Annotated in this window: 16 protein-coding genes and 3 pseudogenes; 8 read left to right on the top strand and 11 right to left on the bottom strand. The window is 31.2% G+C overall.

Annotation, left to right across the window (positions count from 1 at the left end):
* Positions 1-16: 16 nt before the first annotated feature.
* The 11 genes and pseudogenes from IPK18_02130 to IPK18_02180 all read right to left on the bottom strand — a co-directional run bounded on the left by IPK18_02130 (position 17) and on the right by IPK18_02180 (position 8,804).
* Positions 17-490 carry an OmpA family protein gene (locus tag IPK18_02130; protein ID QQR99282.1) on the bottom strand — a complete coding sequence of 158 codons (474 nt, stop codon included), beginning with the start codon at positions 488-490 and terminating at the stop codon, positions 17-19.
* Between the two features lie 74 nt (positions 491-564).
* Positions 565-912, bottom strand: coding sequence for a hypothetical protein (locus IPK18_02135; protein QQR98355.1), 348 nt, complete (start codon positions 910-912; stop codon positions 565-567).
* A gap of 4 nt (positions 913-916) precedes the next feature.
* A complete protein-coding gene (gene nuoK / locus IPK18_02140) occupies positions 917-1,237 on the bottom strand; it encodes an NADH-quinone oxidoreductase subunit NuoK (protein QQR98356.1) in 321 nt (106 codons plus the stop codon).
* 1 nt (position 1,238) lies between these two features.
* Positions 1,239-1,738, bottom strand: a pseudogene (locus IPK18_02145) (NADH-quinone oxidoreductase subunit J).
* A 36-nt stretch (positions 1,739-1,774) separates the two neighbouring features.
* On the bottom strand, positions 1,775-2,383 hold the full coding sequence (locus tag IPK18_02150; protein ID QQR98357.1) for an NADH-quinone oxidoreductase subunit I: 609 nt from the start codon (positions 2,381-2,383) through the stop codon (positions 1,775-1,777).
* Positions 2,384-2,393: 10 nt separating this feature from the next.
* Positions 2,394-3,421 (bottom strand): annotated as a pseudogene (nuoH, locus tag IPK18_02155) (NADH-quinone oxidoreductase subunit NuoH).
* A complete protein-coding gene (locus tag IPK18_02160; protein ID QQR98358.1) occupies positions 3,421-4,443 on the bottom strand; it encodes a (2Fe-2S)-binding protein in 1,023 nt (340 codons plus the stop codon). The pseudogene nuoH and the gene IPK18_02160 overlap by 1 nt, the downstream one beginning before the upstream one ends.
* A 110-nt stretch (positions 4,444-4,553) precedes the next feature.
* A complete protein-coding gene (lysA, locus tag IPK18_02165; GenBank protein QQR98359.1) occupies positions 4,554-5,786 on the bottom strand; it encodes a diaminopimelate decarboxylase in 1,233 nt (410 codons plus the stop codon).
* A gap of 83 nt (positions 5,787-5,869) precedes the next feature.
* A complete protein-coding gene (locus IPK18_02170) occupies positions 5,870-6,220 on the bottom strand; it encodes a hypothetical protein (protein ID QQR98360.1) in 351 nt (116 codons plus the stop codon).
* Positions 6,221-6,283: 63 nt separating this feature from the next.
* A complete protein-coding gene (locus tag IPK18_02175; GenBank protein QQR98361.1) occupies positions 6,284-7,828 on the bottom strand; it encodes a peptide MFS transporter in 1,545 nt (514 codons plus the stop codon).
* 7 nt (positions 7,829-7,835) lie between these two features.
* Positions 7,836-8,804, bottom strand: a complete 969-nt coding sequence (locus IPK18_02180) for a flippase-like domain-containing protein (protein ID QQR98362.1) — start codon at positions 8,802-8,804, stop codon at positions 7,836-7,838.
* A 60-nt stretch (positions 8,805-8,864) separates the two neighbouring features.
* Here IPK18_02180 and ruvC point away from each other — a divergent pair, with 60 nt between their 5' ends.
* The 8 genes and pseudogenes from ruvC to IPK18_02220 all read left to right on the top strand — a co-directional run bounded on the left by ruvC (position 8,865) and on the right by IPK18_02220 (position 17,366).
* Complete coding sequence (gene ruvC / locus IPK18_02185; protein ID QQR98363.1) at positions 8,865-9,428, top strand: crossover junction endodeoxyribonuclease RuvC; 564 nt, start codon at positions 8,865-8,867, stop codon at positions 9,426-9,428.
* A gap of 11 nt (positions 9,429-9,439) precedes the next feature.
* Positions 9,440-10,678: a right-handed parallel beta-helix repeat-containing protein gene (locus IPK18_02190; protein QQR98364.1), complete on the top strand. Its 1,239-nt coding sequence runs from the start codon at positions 9,440-9,442 to the stop codon at positions 10,676-10,678.
* Positions 10,679-11,912: 1,234 nt separating this feature from the next.
* Positions 11,913-12,863, top strand: a complete 951-nt coding sequence (locus IPK18_02195; GenBank protein QQR98365.1) for an isopenicillin N synthase family oxygenase — start codon at positions 11,913-11,915, stop codon at positions 12,861-12,863.
* A 166-nt stretch (positions 12,864-13,029) separates the two neighbouring features.
* Entirely contained in the window at positions 13,030-13,188 is a 159-nt protein-coding gene (locus IPK18_02200) for a hypothetical protein (GenBank protein ID QQR98366.1), read from the top strand.
* A 116-nt stretch (positions 13,189-13,304) separates the two neighbouring features.
* Positions 13,305-13,880: a hypothetical protein gene (locus IPK18_02205; protein ID QQR98367.1), complete on the top strand. Its 576-nt coding sequence runs from the start codon at positions 13,305-13,307 to the stop codon at positions 13,878-13,880.
* A 95-nt stretch (positions 13,881-13,975) separates the two neighbouring features.
* A complete protein-coding gene (locus IPK18_02210) occupies positions 13,976-14,554 on the top strand; it encodes a TetR/AcrR family transcriptional regulator (protein QQR98368.1) in 579 nt (192 codons plus the stop codon).
* A 92-nt stretch (positions 14,555-14,646) separates the two neighbouring features.
* Positions 14,647-16,976 (top strand): annotated as a pseudogene (locus IPK18_02215) (3-hydroxyacyl-CoA dehydrogenase/enoyl-CoA hydratase family protein).
* A 21-nt stretch (positions 16,977-16,997) separates the two neighbouring features.
* On the top strand, positions 16,998-17,366 hold the full coding sequence (locus IPK18_02220) for a four helix bundle protein (GenBank protein ID QQR98369.1): 369 nt from the start codon (positions 16,998-17,000) through the stop codon (positions 17,364-17,366).
* Positions 17,367-17,386: the final 20 nt, after the last annotated feature.

The following is a 17,386-nucleotide window of genomic DNA, read 5'->3' on the forward strand; positions in this document are numbered from 1 at the left end:
TGCGTTTATTCTATGTTTATTTTTTTTCAGTTGGAATTTCTAATAATTTAAAAAACTCATCCAACTTAGGCATAATAATAATTTCTGTTCTTCTGTTGATTGCTTTATTATCTACTGAAGTATTTGGAACTTTTGGATAAAACTCAGAACGACCACCAGCAATTATTCTGCTTGGATCTACTGCATATTTTAATTGAAGTTCTCTTGCAATTGCAGTTGCTCTCTTTGCACTCAAATCCCAATTGTCTGCAATGCAACTATTTTTCATTGGAACATTGTCTGTGTTGCCTTCAATTAATACATCAAATGTTTTATAATCATTAATGATGGTTGCAATTTTTGATAATACTACTGATGCACTTGAGTTGATTTCATAACTTCCAGATTTGTATAACATTTTATCAGATAATGAAATTAGAACAACACCTTTTTGAACTTGTACGTCAATATCTTGGTCGTTTACATCATCTAAAGATTTTTTTAGATTCATTACTAATGCTAAATTCAATGAATCTTTAGATCTTATTTGTGAATTTAAATCATTAATTACTTGTGATTGTTTATCTAAAGTTTCCAATGATTTTTTATGCTTTCTGCGCCTTCTTTACTAATTACAGAAAGATTTGTAAGTTGGTCTAGCAATTTTCCATTTGCACCTTTTAGGTAACCTATTTCATTTTCTAATCCACTTATCTTTGTTTTTGCTTGGTTTAGTAAGTCTAATGTTTTTTCGTAATCATTAGATTTATTTCCAAATTTTTTCTCGCATTCAGCCAAATCAGAAGTTGTTTGATTGAGTGCTAATTGAACTTTATCTTTTTCTGTGTTTGCTTCAACAAATTTCTTTTTTGTAACGCATGAAGAAAAAATAACAGCCGTTACAATTAGACATAAAACTTGTATTCTTTTCATATTATTAATGTTTAATATTTTTTAAATTATCAATATTTACGTTTCCAATATTTCTGTACACCATCATTAGTATAGCTAAACCAACTGCAACTTCTGCTGCTGCCACCACCATAATAAAGAAAACCATTACTTGTCCTGAGCTATCGCCCAAATATCTTGAGAATGCTACGAACAGAAGATTTACTGCGTTTAACATCAACTCTATACACATAAAAATAACGATGGCATTTTTTCTAAGCAATACGCCCAATGCTCCAATTGCAAACAAGGTAATACTTAAATATATATACCATTGCATTGAAACACCTGAAATAACTTCTGCCATATTATAGATTTTTTTTACTTAAAAATACTGCTCCTACCATTGCTGATAAAAATAATAACGATGATACCTCAAATGGCAACATGTATTGATTAAACAATAACATTCCTAAATTCTCTACTAAGCCTACTGAAGTATTGAATGTAGGTGCCATCATTTTGGCATCTGCGCCTTTTACTGCATATACTAAACTTAACAACAATAAACCTGAAGTAATTCCAATTACTACTGCTGATATATTTTTCGCTTCTCTGTATTATCTTTATTAAGATTCATCATCATGATAATATATAAGAATAGTACCATGATAGCACCTGCGTATACTATAATATGTACTGCTGCCAAAAATTGCGCATTAAGCATAAAATAATGTCCTGCAATTGCGAAAAAAGTAAGTATCAGAAACAATACACTATATACAGCATTTTTGCTAATTACAACCATAAGTGCACTAAAGATTGCAACAATGGAAAGAAATAGAAATATGTATGATGATATAGGCATGTATTTTACGCTGTTTTTGTACTACTTTTTAGTTAATTAATGTTTGTCTTTTTCTTCCAAGCTAGATGCGTCTGTCCACATCTGATTGTGCTTATGAAATTTATTTTGCTTAAATGTAGCTAGTTCTTTTTGTTGTCTTTTACTTACATCAATGCGTTCATCTACTTTTTCTACTAGCTTATCTTTCCCATAAATCATGTCTTTTCTATCTACATCTACTGGCACTATTCTATCTGTTAGAAAGATGGCTTCTTTTGGACATGCTTCTTCACATAAGCCACAAAATATACATCTCAACATATTTATTTCATAGATTGCTGCATATTTTTCTTCACGATAAAGATGACCTTCTCCTTTTTTGCGTTCTGCTGATTCCATTGTAATGGCTTCTGCTGGACAGGCAACAGCACACAATCCGCATGCAGTGCATCGTTCTGCGCCATTTTCATCTCTTTTTAGTACATGTTCTCCTCTGTAGATTGGCTCTATGGTTCTTTTTTGTTCAGGATACTTTACAGTTGCAGATTTTTTGAAGAAATGCTTTAATGTAATGCCCATACCTTGTGTGATTGCAGGCAAGTACAGTCTTTCTGTAAAAGACATTTCTTTTTTGGATACTACTTTTTTTCTATCTGTAAGCTGCATTTTCTTAAATCTATATTCTTCCTGTAAAATACATAACTAATCCTGTAATAATAATATTTGCTAATGCTAATGGCAACAAGATAGTCCAACCTAATTTCATTAATTGGTCGTATCTAAATCTTGGCAATGTCCATCTTATCCACATGATTACAAAGATAAAGAACAATGTTTTGCCAAAGAATGCTGCTACTTGCAAAATACTCAATATATTTCCTTCTATTGGTAAATATTCTTGAAATGGAATATTATAACCACCAAAAAACAAAGCTGAAATAATTGCAGATGATACAAACATATTTATATATTCTGCGAATAAATAGAATCCTAATTTCATAGATGAATATTCTGTATGGTATCCGCCTACTAATTCTGTTTCGCACTCTGCCAAATCAAAAGGTGCTCTATTCAGTTCTGCTAATGCACATATAAAAAACAATAAGAAACCTAGTGGCTGATAAAATATATTCCAACCTGCTGTTGCTTGTTGTTCTACAATTTCTTTTACACTCAATGTTCCAGTAGTCATTATTAATGCTACTAATGACAATCCCATTGCTAATTCGTAGCTTATCATTTGTGATGATGCTCTTAATGCGCCAAGTAATGAATATTTATTGTTTGATGCCCAGCCACCAATCATTATTCCATAAACACCAAATGATACAACTGCGAAAACATATAGTAATGCAACATTGATATCTGCAATTTGTAATGAGAATGTAGTTCCATTTATTGTCATATCTCCGCCCCAAGGCAACACCACACTTGTCATGCTTGCAGTAAGCATAGCTATACATGGTCCTAATATGAATAAAAATTTATTGGATACATTTGGAATGATTTCTTCCTTCATGAACATCTTTAAGCCATCTGCTAATGGTTGCATTAACCCAAATGTCCAGCTCTATCTGATCCAACTCTATCTTGCATGAATCTTGCTATTTTTCTTTCTGCATATGTAGAGTAGGCAGCTATTCCTAATGAAATTAAGAAAACGATTATTACTAATATAAATTTATAAAGTATGACTATTTCCATTACTTTGATATATTATTTGGATTTAAAGCACCTTCACCTAAGTCTGCCTTAACTCCATTTAAGTTTTTTTGTTTTGTTTGGTGTAATCTTAGTTTTGAATATTCGTAATTTCCTTGTGATATAACTGACTGATGACTTATTTTACTTGGTCCTTCAATTGTCCAATCACTGACAGATTTTTTATCAAATCTACATTCATTACAAATAAATTCTTCTACTTCTCCCCATCTATCTTTTCTCGCTGTTACTCTTAAAATATCTGTGCCTTTTAACCACACTCTCACTTTCCCAGAACATTTTGTACAATTTCTATGTGCATCTACTGGCTTTGTAAACCACACTCTGCTTTTGAATCTAAATGTTTTATCTATAAATGCACCAACTAAACATACATCTATTACATTTCCTGAAAAATCATTATCTATTGCTTGTTCTATATAAGTTGATATTTCTGCATGGTCACCTCTATTGATTACGCCATGTACTCTATTATCTGTGATTTGTTCGCAAGTTTTTACACATCTATAACACAAAATACAACGATTCATGTGTAATTTTACTTTATCACCAATATCTATTTTTTCAAATTCTCTTTTCTTAAATTCGTATCTGGTTTCTTCTTTACCATTGTCATAGCTTAGGTCTTGTAAATGACACTCGCCTGCTTGGTCGCAAACTGGACAATCTAATGGATGATTGATTAATAAAAATTCTACGACGCCATTTCTTGCTTCTATTACTTCTTCTGATGTGGTATTGCTAACAACCATACCATCCATTACTGTAGTTCTGCAACTTGCTACTGGTTTTGGCATAGGTCTTGGGTCTTTTTCAGAACCTTTTTCAACTTTTACAATGCAAGTTCTACAATAACCACCTGTAGTCTTTAATTTAGAGTAATAACACATTGTTGGTGGTGCAATATTTGTACCGTGTTGTTCATCTATTAGCCTAGCAGCTTGCAATATTGTTGTTCCGTCTGGGACATCGATACTAATATTATCTATGGTTACTTTTGGCATTTTCTAGGCACAAATTTACAAATCTTAAACAATATATCTAAAATATTAGTTTAATTATTTGTCATGTTTTAGAAAATAATTAGTAAAACTAGCTTAGTTTTGGGTATAGCTTATATTTCTACGTCAATTTGAGTTTGCAGTAAATCGTCTATATTTTCTCTTCTTCTGATTAATATTGATTTTCCGTCTTTTACTAAAACTTCTGCTGGTCTGTATCTTGAATTGTAATTGGATGACATAGAAAAGCCATAAGCTCCAGCATTGTGGATGCATAGAATGTCACCTTCATGTACTTCACTCAGTTTTCTGTCCCAGCCAAAAGTATCTGTTTCGCAGATATAGCCTACAACTGTGTATATTCTTGTTTTGCCATTTGGATTAGACACATTATTGATTTGATGATAGGCATCATAGAACATTGGTCTGATTAAATGATTTTGTCCAGAATCTACGCCTGCAAATACAGTACTCATAGTTTGTTTGATAACATTTACTTTTACAAATAAATATCCTGATTCTGATACTAAAAATTTACCTGGTTCGAAGATTAGTTTTAATTCTTTTCCGTATTCTTTACAAAACTCATTGAATCTTTCGCTAATTTTTCCGCCTAGTTCTTCAATATTTGTAGCGATATCATTGCTGTAGTATTTTACTTTAAATCCTGAACCAAAATCTAAATAGCTTAAATCTTTGAATGATTTTGCTGCATCTAACAATAATTCTGCGCCACGTAAGAATACATCAACATCTTTTATATCTGAACCTGTGTGCATGTGTAATCCTTCAACTTTTAAGTTTGTAGATTGCACTACTCTTTCTATATGTCTTAATTGATAAACTGAAATACCGAATTTTGAATCTATATGTCCTGTAGAGATTTTGGTATTCCCGCCTGCCATGATGTGTGGATTGATACGAATACAAATTGGGTAGGTATCGCCGTATTTATTTCCGAATTGCTCTAATATTGAAATATTATCAATATTGATTTTTACGCCAAAACCAACTGCTTTGTCTATTTCTTCTATGCCAACACAATTTGGTGTGTACATAATTTCTTGTGGCAAGAAACCTGCTTTTAGTCCAAGCTGCACTTCTTGTATTGATACTGTATCTAAACCAGCACCAATTTTCTTCATTAGTTTTAGAATATTGATGTTTGTTAATGCTTTGCAAGCATAGTGTATTTCTACATTAGAATTGCTGAATGCTTTCATTAATCTTTGATAGTTTCTTTCGATTATTGATGCATCGTACACATACAAAGGTGTTCCATATTCATTACAAATATCCAATACTGGTACTCCACCTATTTCAAATTGATTATTAATTAATTCCATAAAAAAATATGACGTGCAAAGGTAGTATAAAAATTTATACTTCTTATCTTAAAAAGATATAATAAAAAAGATTTGTGCTAATTTTATTCAACAATAATTTCTCTACCATCAGATGAGATAACTGTAGAGTGGTTTCCTTTATTTGATTCAATTCTATCGCTAAAATCAATTGGTTCAAATTCTGATCTGTTACTTGAGTTATAATTGTTTCCTTGTTGAGATTCTGAATTTGAGTTTCTGAAATTTGCTTCTTGTATTTCTTGAGCTGAAGGCAGATTATCCCAGTTTCTACCTAGTGTGTCGTTTCCAACAATTACTATTTCTGGTTGTTTTCCTTTATTCTTGTCTGTAGAAAAGTTGATAATAGAAAAAACTCCTACTACAATAATTAAAAGAAATATGTGAAAGACTGTACGCATTTGATTGTACTTCATAATTATTTAGTTATAACAACTAAGATGCCAAAGAGTTTCAGAAGGTTGCATCTTTGTTTATAATTATTTAACACCATGCATCCATTTCTTTATTATTAATGAGCTTGGTATGATAACGATTGCTGCAATAACAGAAATAATGGCTATTTCCTTACATCCTTCTAAATATATTGGTAATGATTGTACGACAGTAAATGGTGTACCATCTATATTGGTTTCTGGAATTGCCATTTTTGAACCTATCCATCCTGCTAACTCGTGACCAAATGCGGAAGCCAAAAACCATGTACCCATCATAAATCCTACAATTTTTGCTGGTGATAATTTTGTAACCATTGATAAGCCAATTGGAGAAATAAACAACTCGCCAACTGTAATAAAAAAATATCCGATACAAAAATATATTAATGGCATGTATCCTGTTGCTAATCCTTTTGTGCCACCTTCTACAAATGCATAATAACCAATTGCTAAGAATATGAATGAAAGTCCAAATTTTACTGGGTCGTTTGGTTTTAGATTACGTTTGTCTAACCAACTCCACATTAATGCGAATATTGGTGTAAGCACAATGATGTAAAATGGATTTATTGAATTATTGACCATTGCAGAAGAAAGCTTAGTTCCTCCAACATTCATATCTACATTTCGTTCTGCCATCAGATTTAATGAACCACCTGCTTGTTCATAAAATGCCCAAAACAGTGTTGAAAAAATAATCATGGTTAGTGCTGCCCACAGCATCTGCATTGGTTTGTGTTCTTCTATTGATGCAACAAATAAAATGTATGCAATGGTGATAATACCTACAATTCCGAAAATGACTTGTGTAACATTATTATATAGTACAATTTCTACTGCAATAGCAACTGAGAGTAATGCACCAATATAAATTGTTTTCTCCCAATTTATTCCTACAAAAGATTTGGAGTTTAATAATTCTAGGTTTGAACTTTCGCCTTTGCCTTCTAACATTTTTCTATTTAGTAGAAATGTTATCAACCCAATTATCATAAATATTCCTGCTACACCAAAACCCAAATGCCAACTAATTTTTTGTCCTAAATAACCACAGATTGCACTGCCAAGAAATCCACCTACATTAATTCCCATATAAAATATAGCGTAGCCTGCATCTCTCCTTTTATCATTCTCTTCGTAATATTTTCCTAGAAAGCTTGAGATATTTGGTTTGAAAAATCCATTCCCAATGATTAAAAATCCTAAACCTAAGAAGAATGTTTGCTCAATTGGAATAGCTAAAACGAGATGACCTATTGCCATCATTATTCCACCAAAAATGATTGATTTCCTGAAACCCAATATTCTATCTGCAATGATGCCACCAAATAATGGTGTGATGTATACTAACGCATTGTACGCACCATACATTAAATTACTTTCTTTGTCTTTAAATAATAAAACATTTGTCATATACAAAATGAGTAAGGCACGCATTCCATAAAATGAAAAACGCTCCCACATTTCTGTAAAAAACAATAAAAAAAGTTGTTTGGGTTGGATGTCTCTATTTGTAAAATAAACGAAGAATATCATTAAGCTACAAAAAATTGAACCAACTACAATAACAATAACATCTAAACTCATATATAAATTATTTTTCTGTAATAAATTTGAACCTCAATGCTGAGATGCCACCAAAGATAGCAGGAATTATTAAATTAATAAACCATAAAATAATTGTTGCTGCCAAAATATCTAAATTATTTGAAGTGTATTTGCTGAAAATAAAAAGTGCTACGTTGCCTCTGAATCCAAAATCTATCAATGCAATATTTAATGGATTGATAGTTTGCAAAAAAAACATACTTATTGTAGAAATTAATAGTACAGAAAATTTAATTTCAATATCAAAAAAATATATTAGCAACATAAATTGAAAAACATACACTAAATATTTTAGAACTGATAAAAATTCTATTTTGAAAATATCTTTAGCATTGTACAACTTAATTATATCTATGTATTTTAGGTAATTTTTGAGTTTGCTATTATGTGGAAATTTATTTACTAAGTAATCAATATTATACAAGCATAAATGTGCTAATGAGATAAGTAATAAAACCATAAATATTACTCCAAATAGATAGATTATTTCAATTTGTGATTCGTACAATAGAAACAAAACAAAACCAAAGGTACCTAAAGAAATATTGACCACAATCTGAGTTGCACTGCCTAATAATGTAGACACTATTGCTTGCAATCTATCATTTTGCAATGCAAATACACGTCCGCCAAACTCGCCTATTCTACTTGGTGTGAATAATGAAAAAGTTATTCCAAACAATATACCTTCAATTGCGTCCATCCATGAAATGTGATGAAATCTATCAATTAGAAATTTCCATTTAATTGTTTCCAAACTCCAATTTACAATCATAAGAAGAAATACTACGATTAATATATGGTAATTAGATGTTATAGAATTTTTTACGTGTAAGACTGCTTCTGAGAAATTTGCATTCTTATATATTTGATAATAAAGCACCACAAATAAGAATATGATTATGGCACATTTTATTATAAAATTCACATATTTATTGCTTATTATATTCTTCAAGTTTGTAAAAATATCAATTAAACTACAATTTTTATAATTTGTAGTTGTAGATTTGTGATAATGACTTCAAAAAGTACAATTACAATATTAGGCATAGATCCTGGAACAAAAATTACAGGATATGGCATTATTAGTTCTAATACAAGACATGCTGAATTGCTCTTAATTGGAAGTATCTACACAGAAAAATATGATGACCACTATGATAAATTGAGCAGAATATATGATGAAGTTTTACAAATCATCAATATATACAAACCTGATGTTTTGGCAATTGAAGCACCATTTTATGCAAACAACGTACAGTCTATGCTAAAATTAGGCAGAGCACAAGGCATGGCAATTGCTGCTGCATTGTCCAAAAAAATTCCTGTACAAGAATATTCTCCAAAAAAAATAAAACAAAGTATAACTGGAAATGGAAATGCAGCAAAAGAACAAGTGGCTGCCATGCTGTGTCAAATTTTAAAAACTGATGCATTGCCCAAACAATTAGATGCAACTGATGGTTTGGCTGTTGCTATGTGTCATCATTTTTCATTGTATGGTTTACAAAATACAACTACAAAAAAATACTCAGGTTGGCAATCATTTATTAAAGACAATCCAAAAAGAATAATATAAATCTATAAATTATGAAAAAATACATTTTACTTATTATAATAATAAATTTAATATCTTGTAAAAACAATACAAAACAAGACAACAATTTTGTGCATGATGCTGCTTTTGAAAAGAAATTACAAGAACAATTGATTCTTGCTGAAGATGGTGCAACAATTGAGTTACCTGAAGGAAATTATTATTTCACAAAATCTATTTCTATAGAAGGCAAAAACAATATTACTATAAAAGGCAAAGGCAAAGATAAGACTCGATTTTCTTTCATCAACCAAAATGAAGGTGCTGAAGGAATGAATATTACCAATTGCAACAACATCGTTTTGGAAGATTTTACAATACAAGATGCACGTGGCGATAATTTTAAACTAAAATCTTGTGATGGTATTGAACTAAGAAACTTAAATGCCACTTGGACTACTGGCGCAGATTCATCGAATGGAAATTATGGATATTATCCTGTTGAATGCAAAAATGTATTGATAGAAAAATGTGATGTGTCTTATTGTGCTGATGCTGGTGTGTATGTAGGACAATCTATTAATGTAATAGTTAGAAATTGCACAGCATTTAGGAATGTTTGTGGTATTGAAATTGAAAACTGCATTAACTCAGAAGTACATGATAATTATAGTTATGATAATGCTGGTGGTATTGTTGTGTACGATTTACCAGGATTGCCACTAAAACATGGAAAAAACTGTAAAGTATACAACAATAAAATAGAAAAGAATAACTTTAAAAACTTTGCAAAGCCTGGAAGTTATGTTTCAGATATTCCATCTGGAAGTGGATTAATCATTATGGCGTATGATAGTGTTGAAGTATACAACAATACATTTGTAGACAACAAAACATTGGGTTGTTGTGCAGTTAGTTATTATGCAACAGGAAGGTCATTTAATGATTCGCTGTATACAGCATATGCAACAGCAATATACATTCACAATAATACTTTTAAAAGAAAAATTACATTGATTCCAGATTTAAGTTCAGATTTAGGTAAATTGGTTTTAGCCATATCACAAACACCAGCAGATATTATTTATGATGGCAACTACAATACTAGTATGAGTAATCCTGATGGTAGTTTACAACCAAAGTATAAGTCTTGCTTTACAAACAATGGAAATATTAAATTCTTTAATTTGAATGCTAATAAGTCACCAGACATTATGAATGTACTTAAAACTTACGATACCAATTTAGCGTCATTCAATTGTGAAATCAATGGCATTAAAGGAAATAAGTAGAGTTTTGTTTATTGATTAGAAATAGAGTTGAACGAATATCAGCATCATGATCATCACAAACAAATAGCTCCACACAAAATATTTATGAATATCGACTTCCATATATTAACAAATTTGAATATATAATTTGAATTTGTCAATAAGCTGAATTTAAGTTATAAATACAACTTTATCTAGATTACAATTTTAGTATTAAGTTGTAAAAAAGAACTACAGCTAAATGCATTTATCTTTAGTTATATTACAGAAATTAGTACAGAAAGTACATCAAAATCAGGAACAACAACACCAGGAGGATATACATGAAGTGAAGTATTCGCATTCTTTTTGGGATTTTAAAGCTAATATTAATGAGTATATTCTTGTAGATGATTTTGTAATACCTCTGTGTAAAATAGAATATTTAAATATTTATTTTATTCATATCGAACTAATTTTTCAGGATCTATATTTTCTGAAATGAATTTTATTTTGAAATATATAGCTCAAATCCTTCTCTAGCAAGAGCAATAAACGTGTATAGTGGCTTAAACACTAACCACTTTGTTTCTTCAGAAGAAACAAAGTGGTATAAAATTGCAGAATGTACAGCAAGTACATTTACAAGAATATATATATAATAAAAATTTAGGCAATAGATTTAAATCTTAGCACTGGAACATGTTGGATAAAATAAGGATCAAAAAGTTTCTCAGGAGTTCATTTTTATCCTCAATCTCCTTACGATTCCGAAAAAAATAATAAGGAAAAATCTATAGAAATTGAAACTAAAACATGGACTCTTGTATCTAATGGAGAGAAAAACTTATGTATTCGGACACGGAGGTATGATGAAAGACGATGAGATACATAATACATATACAACAGAGTATAGCAATAAACGTAGATTTAATATTTAGCTATTTTTATACTTCATATTAAAATATGAAGTATTTTTTATTATATACCATATATTAGAATTTTAATTACTTGCCATTTAACAATTATGTAGCTTGTTCTTAGATAGTAGACGGATAAGAATTATCTATCAAATAATAAACAATCATAAAATAGAATTCTATGTTCTTTTCAATGAAGAGATATTTTATTTTAAATTAAAAAAGCTGTTATCATTAGACCGAAACTATGGAATGTATTATGTCTCGTGCATTAAGCTTAATAACTAGGCTAAATTTTCAAGCAAGCAGTTCGCCAATACATAAGTATTTCTTATATTCGCAAAAAAAATACAACAATGAGTATTATTCCAGTATTAGACTTAAGCGATTATCTTTCTGATAATCCTGAAAGAAAACAAAAATTTATCCAAGGTTTTGGAAAAGCATACGAAGAAATAGGATTTGCTGCAATTGAAAATCATGGCATACCAGCAGAACTTACAGAAAACTTTTATGATGCCATTCAAAAATTCTTTGCACTACCAACAGAAGATAAATTAAAATACGAAATTGTAGAATTGGCTGGGCAACGTGGCTACACATCATTCGGAAGAGAAAAAGCAAAACAAAGCGAAGTTGCAGACCTTAAAGAGTTTTGGCAATTTGGGCAATATATTGAAGATGGCGAGCAAATGCCAGCAGAAGACTATCCAGACAATATAGAAGTAAAAGAAATAGAAGCCTTTAATAAAGTAGGCAAAGAACTTTACAAAAGTTTTGAAACATCAGGCAGACATTTGTTGCGTGCCATTGCAGAATATCTACAACTGGATGTCAATTATTTTGATAGCAAAATACACAATGGAAATAGTATTTTAAGAGCAATCTACTATCCACCAATTACCCAAGAACCAAAAAATGCCATAAGAGCAGAAGAGCATGAAGATATTAATCTAATTACACTATTAGTAGGTGCAAGTGCAGATGGCTTACAAGTTTTAGATAGAAATAATGTATGGCACGATGCTAAAGCAGAACCACACCAAATAATGGTAAATGTTGGAGATATGCTACAAAGATTGTGCAACAACAAATTGCGTTCTACAACACATAGAGTAGTCAATCCACCAAAAGAAAAGTGGCACACACCAAGATACTCTATACCATTTTTCTTACATCCACGTAGCGAAATGCGCTTAGATTGTTTAGAAGATTGTGTAACAGCAGAAAATCCAATAGCTTTCGAGCCAATATCTGCTGGCGAATATCTAAACCAAAGATTAAGAGAAATAGGACTTAAAAAATAAATTTCCTAACCACTTGTTGTTATTACATCATCAAGAATAAGTAATTATGTAATAAGTCTTTGATGTAAAGTTTCATTGATTACTTGAACTTTGAATATTACAAATTCATGAAATAAAATAATCTTTTGTATATTTTATAATTAAATACTTTTTGTATTTTTGACACATGTACAAGTCAATAGAATTAAAATCATTACCAAATGCTTTGGAAGTATATCCAAGAATTGCTACAACCTTACTAAAACAACCAAAAAGTTTTTTACCAAGCATAGAAATCAAAGTACCTAATGTTTCTATTACTGAAGCAGACACAAAAAATACTTAGAGGTATGTGGTTTCAGTCCAAGTAAATTTATACCATCAACATATTTATTTGTACATACATTCTCATTAAAAACTTACTTACTAAGTAGTTTAGAAATTCCATTTCCAGTTTTAGGTATGGTACATTTTGCCAATAGAATAAAACAAATAGAACCAATACAATACAACCAACCTTTTGATATCACATGCAAAACAGGCAATCTAATTGCACACCAAAAAGGTCAAGCATTTGAAGTAGAAGTATATATAGATATTGCAGGCAAAAGAGTCTATGAAGAAACAATGGTCAATCTTTGCAAATCAAAACAAGAAGGGATAGGACAAGTATTTGATTGGGAAATAGATAATATTACGGATAAGTTTGCTAGCCAAACTTGGGATTTAAAAGAAAACTTAGGCATACAATACGCACAAGCATCAGGCGATTTCAATCCAATACATTTGCATCCACTAAGCGCAAAATTATTTGGTTTTAAAAGACATATCATACACGGTATGTATTCAGCAAGCAGAATTTTAGCACAATTTCCAAAGAAAATAGAAGAAGCACATCAATTTGATGTAGCATTCAAAACACCAATATTCTTACCTAGTCAAGTTATATGCAGACACCAACAAGTAGATAATAAGATAGTTGTAGATGTAGTTGATAAAACACAAACGCAACCACACTTAAAAGGAATACTTATATAGTATTAACTACTAATTTATTAAATAATCATTAATTACCAAACAAACGTTTGATGCAATGCATGCATTGATTATTTTTATACTACAATTCTAATGCATTGCCAAAACAGAAAGTAACAGAAGTAGAAATCATCAAACATTCTTTCAGATTATTTAGAGAGAAGAGTTACCACAATACTTCTATGGCTGATATTGCTCAAGAATGTGGCATACTCAAAGGAAGTTTATACCATTATTTCCCTTCAAAAGAAGCACTAATGAGTGCAGTAATCATATACGCACATGCATACTTTAAAGAAAAAGTATTCTCAATAGCCTACGACGAAGCACTCACGCCACAAGAAAGAATAGAAAAAATGTTCCAAAAATCAGAAAAAACACTATTGTCTGATGGAAATATAATGGGCAACATTGGCGTAGAAACAGCAAGGATAATTCCTGAATTTGCAAATCACATCAGAGATTTTTATGAAGAATGGATAAATGCTGTAGCACATATATTTTCAAATATTACAAATGAAAATGATGCACAAAATTTAGCAGAACAAACAGTAGCAGAATTTGAAGGTGCAGTAATGATGAGTAGAATTTTCAAAGACACAAAATTTATGAAAAACGCATATATAAGACTAAAATCAAGATTTGCTGCAATAACATTGTCAGATTTAAAACATTAATTAATATATTTCAAACTTAAACTAGTTATTAACACATCATGGAGACAAAAAACAGAACAATTAAAAAAGTGGCAGTACTCGGTTCTGGAGTGATGGGTTCTGGTATCGCACTACACCTTGCAGGCATTGGCTGCGAAGTGTTATTGTTAGACATCGTTCCTTTCGACTTAAAAGATGAAGAAAAAGCCAATCCTAAAATGCGTAACAAGATTGTGAATGATGCATTCACTTTCGCTTTAAAATCTAAGCCAGCTCAAGCATATACAGCAGACGTTGCAAAGAGAGTAACACTCGGAAACTTCGACGATGATATGCCTAAAATCAAAGATTGCGATTGGATTATTGAAGTTGTTATCGAAAGATTAGACATTAAAAAACAAGTATTTGAAAAAGTGGACAACTTCAGAAAAAAGGATCACTAGTTACATCAAATACATCAGGAATTCCGATCCATCTAATGTCTGAAGGCAGAAGCGAAGATTTTCAAAAAAACTTCTGTGGAACACACTTCTTCAATCCACCAAGATATTTAAGATTATTGGAAATCATTCCTACACCACAAACAGACCAAAGTGTAGTAGATTTCTTTATGCAATATGGCGATTTAATCTTAGGAAAAGAAACAGTGTTATGTAAAGACACACCAGCATTTATTGCAAATAGAGTAGGTGTTTATACAATGGCAAAAATATTCCAACTTACAGATGAGTTAGGACTAAAAATCGAAGAAACAGATAAATTGACTGGAGCAGCAATTGGTCGTCCAAATACAGGCACATTCAAATTAAGCGATTTAGTAGGTAATGACACAGGAACAAAAGTAATGTTGGGCATTAAAGACAATTGTCCAAATGATGAACAAGCAGCTACATTTACAACACCACCTTACGTAAATTTCTTATTAGAAAATAAATTCTTTGGAAATAAAACTAAAAAAGGATATTACTACAAAGATGAAAATAGAAACTCATTTGCATTAAGATTAGATACTTTGCAATATGAGCCAGTAATCAAACCAAAATTTGCATCATTAGATGCAGCATCAAAAGCAGAAAAATTAGCAGATAAAATAAATGCATTTATAAAAGCTGATGACAAAGGCGCACAATTAGTAAAACGTTCTTTAGCTGGTTTATTTGCTTATGTTTCTAATAGAGTACCAGAAATATCAGATACATTATATGCAATCGATGATGCATTACGTGGTGGCTTTGCATGGCAAATTGGACCATTCGAATATTGGGATATCGTAGGCATAGAAAAAGGTATAGAACTTGCAAAAGCTGATGGACTTACTATCGGAACTTGGGTTACAGATATGATAGCTGCTGGAAATACATCATTTTATAAAACAGAAAATGGCGTAAAAAAATATTACGATCAAGCATCAAAATCATATAAAGCAATTCCAGGTGCTGACGCATTCATCATCTTAGATAATTTAAGAAATAACAAACCAGTATGGAAAAATTCAGGTGGAATCTTACACGACATAGGCGATGATGTTGTTTGTTTAGAATTTACCTCAAAAATGAATTCATTAGGTGGCGATGTATTACAAGCTATCAATAAATCAATAGAAATAGCAGAACAAGGCTACAAAGGATTAGTAATAGGCAACGATGCTACAAACTTCTCAGTAGGTGCAAACCTTATGATGATTGCTATGATGGCACTGGATCAAGAATACGATGAGTTAGATATTGCAATACGTCAGTTCCAAAAAACTACTATGCGTTGTAGATACTCAGGCATTCCAGTTGTTTCTGCACCACATGGTATGACATTAGGTGGCGGATGCGAAGTAACTATGCATTCAGACGCAGTTGTAGCAGCAGCAGAAACATACATGGGCTTAGTAGAAGTTGGTGTTGGTTTAATTCCTGGTGGTGGTGGTACCAAAGAAATGGCATTACGCACCTCAGATTCATTAAAAGCTGGCGATCCAATTCTACCAACATTGCAAGAAAACTTCTTAACTGTAGCAATGGCAAAAACTTCATTCTCTGGTTATGAAACATTTGGACTAAACCTTATGAGAAAAGAAAGAGATAGGGTAGTAGTCAATTCAAAGAGAGTGATTGCAGAAGCAAAAAGACAAGTATTATTTTTGGCAGATCAAGGCTATACACAACCAGCGCCAAGAAATGACATTCAAATATTGGGCAGAACAGGATTAGGAACACTTACAATTGGTGTAGAATCTTTTGTTGCAGGTGGTTATATCTCTGAGCATGATGCCAAAATTGCAAAAAAAGTAGCTTATGTTATGTGTGGTGGTGATCTTTCTGCAGCAAGAGAAGTATCAGAACAATACTTATTAGATTTAGAAAGAGAAGCATTCCTTAGCTTATGTGGCGAAAAGAAAACATTAGAAAGAATTCAACACATGCTACAAACAGGAAAACCATTACGTAACTAGTATAGAAATGAGATTTGAGCTATGAGACATGAGTATAGAAAACTGAAAGTATGGCAGAAATCAATGGATTTATCAGTTTTGATTTATCAAACAACTGGACATTTTCCAAAAGATGAAGCTTATGCATTAGTTAGCCAACTTAAAAGAGCTGTCGTTTCTATACCATCCAATATTGCAGAAGGTTCGGGCAGAAATACAGATAAAGAATTTATACAATTTTTATTTATTGCCTACGGATCTTCTTGCGAATTAGATACTCAAATTGAACTATCAAAGAAGTTAGGATTTATTTCAGACGAAGAATTTAATTCTATATCTTCAGAAATAAATGAAATTCAAAAAATGATTTTTAAACTAAGAGATAAATTATTAAGTAACCTTGAGAAGTGATATCTCATATCTCACTTCTC

The sequence above is a fragment of the Sphingobacteriales bacterium genome (genome assembly GCA_016699615.1).
GTDB lineage: Bacteria > Bacteroidota > Bacteroidia > Chitinophagales > JADIYW01 > JADJSS01.

What these genes read in the sequence shown, in the direction of transcription:
- IPK18_02130 (QQR99282.1), bottom strand. Translation starts at nt 490, where the DNA reads ATGAATCTAAAAAAATCTTTAGATGATGTAAACGACCAAGATATTGAC.
- ruvC (QQR98363.1), top strand. Translation starts at nt 8,865, where the DNA reads ATGACTTCAAAAAGTACAATTACAATATTAGGCATAGATCCTGGAACA.
- IPK18_02190 (QQR98364.1), top strand. Translation starts at nt 9,440, where the DNA reads ATGAAAAAATACATTTTACTTATTATAATAATAAATTTAATATCTTGT.
- IPK18_02170 (QQR98360.1), bottom strand. Translation starts at nt 6,220, where the DNA reads ATGAAGTACAATCAAATGCGTACAGTCTTTCACATATTTCTTTTAATT.
- IPK18_02195 (QQR98365.1), top strand. Translation starts at nt 11,913, where the DNA reads ATGAGTATTATTCCAGTATTAGACTTAAGCGATTATCTTTCTGATAAT.
- IPK18_02205 (QQR98367.1), top strand. Translation starts at nt 13,305, where the DNA reads ATGGTACATTTTGCCAATAGAATAAAACAAATAGAACCAATACAATAC.
- IPK18_02175 (QQR98361.1), bottom strand. Translation starts at nt 7,828, where the DNA reads ATGAGTTTAGATGTTATTGTTATTGTAGTTGGTTCAATTTTTTGTAGC.
- IPK18_02135 (QQR98355.1), bottom strand. Translation starts at nt 912, where the DNA reads ATGAAAAGAATACAAGTTTTATGTCTAATTGTAACGGCTGTTATTTTT.
- lysA (QQR98359.1), bottom strand. Translation starts at nt 5,786, where the DNA reads ATGGAATTAATTAATAATCAATTTGAAATAGGTGGAGTACCAGTATTG.
- IPK18_02160 (QQR98358.1), bottom strand. Translation starts at nt 4,443, where the DNA reads ATGCCAAAAGTAACCATAGATAATATTAGTATCGATGTCCCAGACGGA.
- IPK18_02220 (QQR98369.1), top strand. Translation starts at nt 16,998, where the DNA reads ATGAGACATGAGTATAGAAAACTGAAAGTATGGCAGAAATCAATGGAT.
- IPK18_02200 (QQR98366.1), top strand. Translation starts at nt 13,030, where the DNA reads ATGTACAAGTCAATAGAATTAAAATCATTACCAAATGCTTTGGAAGTA.
- IPK18_02150 (QQR98357.1), bottom strand. Translation starts at nt 2,383, where the DNA reads ATGCAGCTTACAGATAGAAAAAAAGTAGTATCCAAAAAAGAAATGTCT.
- nuoK (QQR98356.1), bottom strand. Translation starts at nt 1,237, where the DNA reads ATGGCAGAAGTTATTTCAGGTGTTTCAATGCAATGGTATATATATTTA.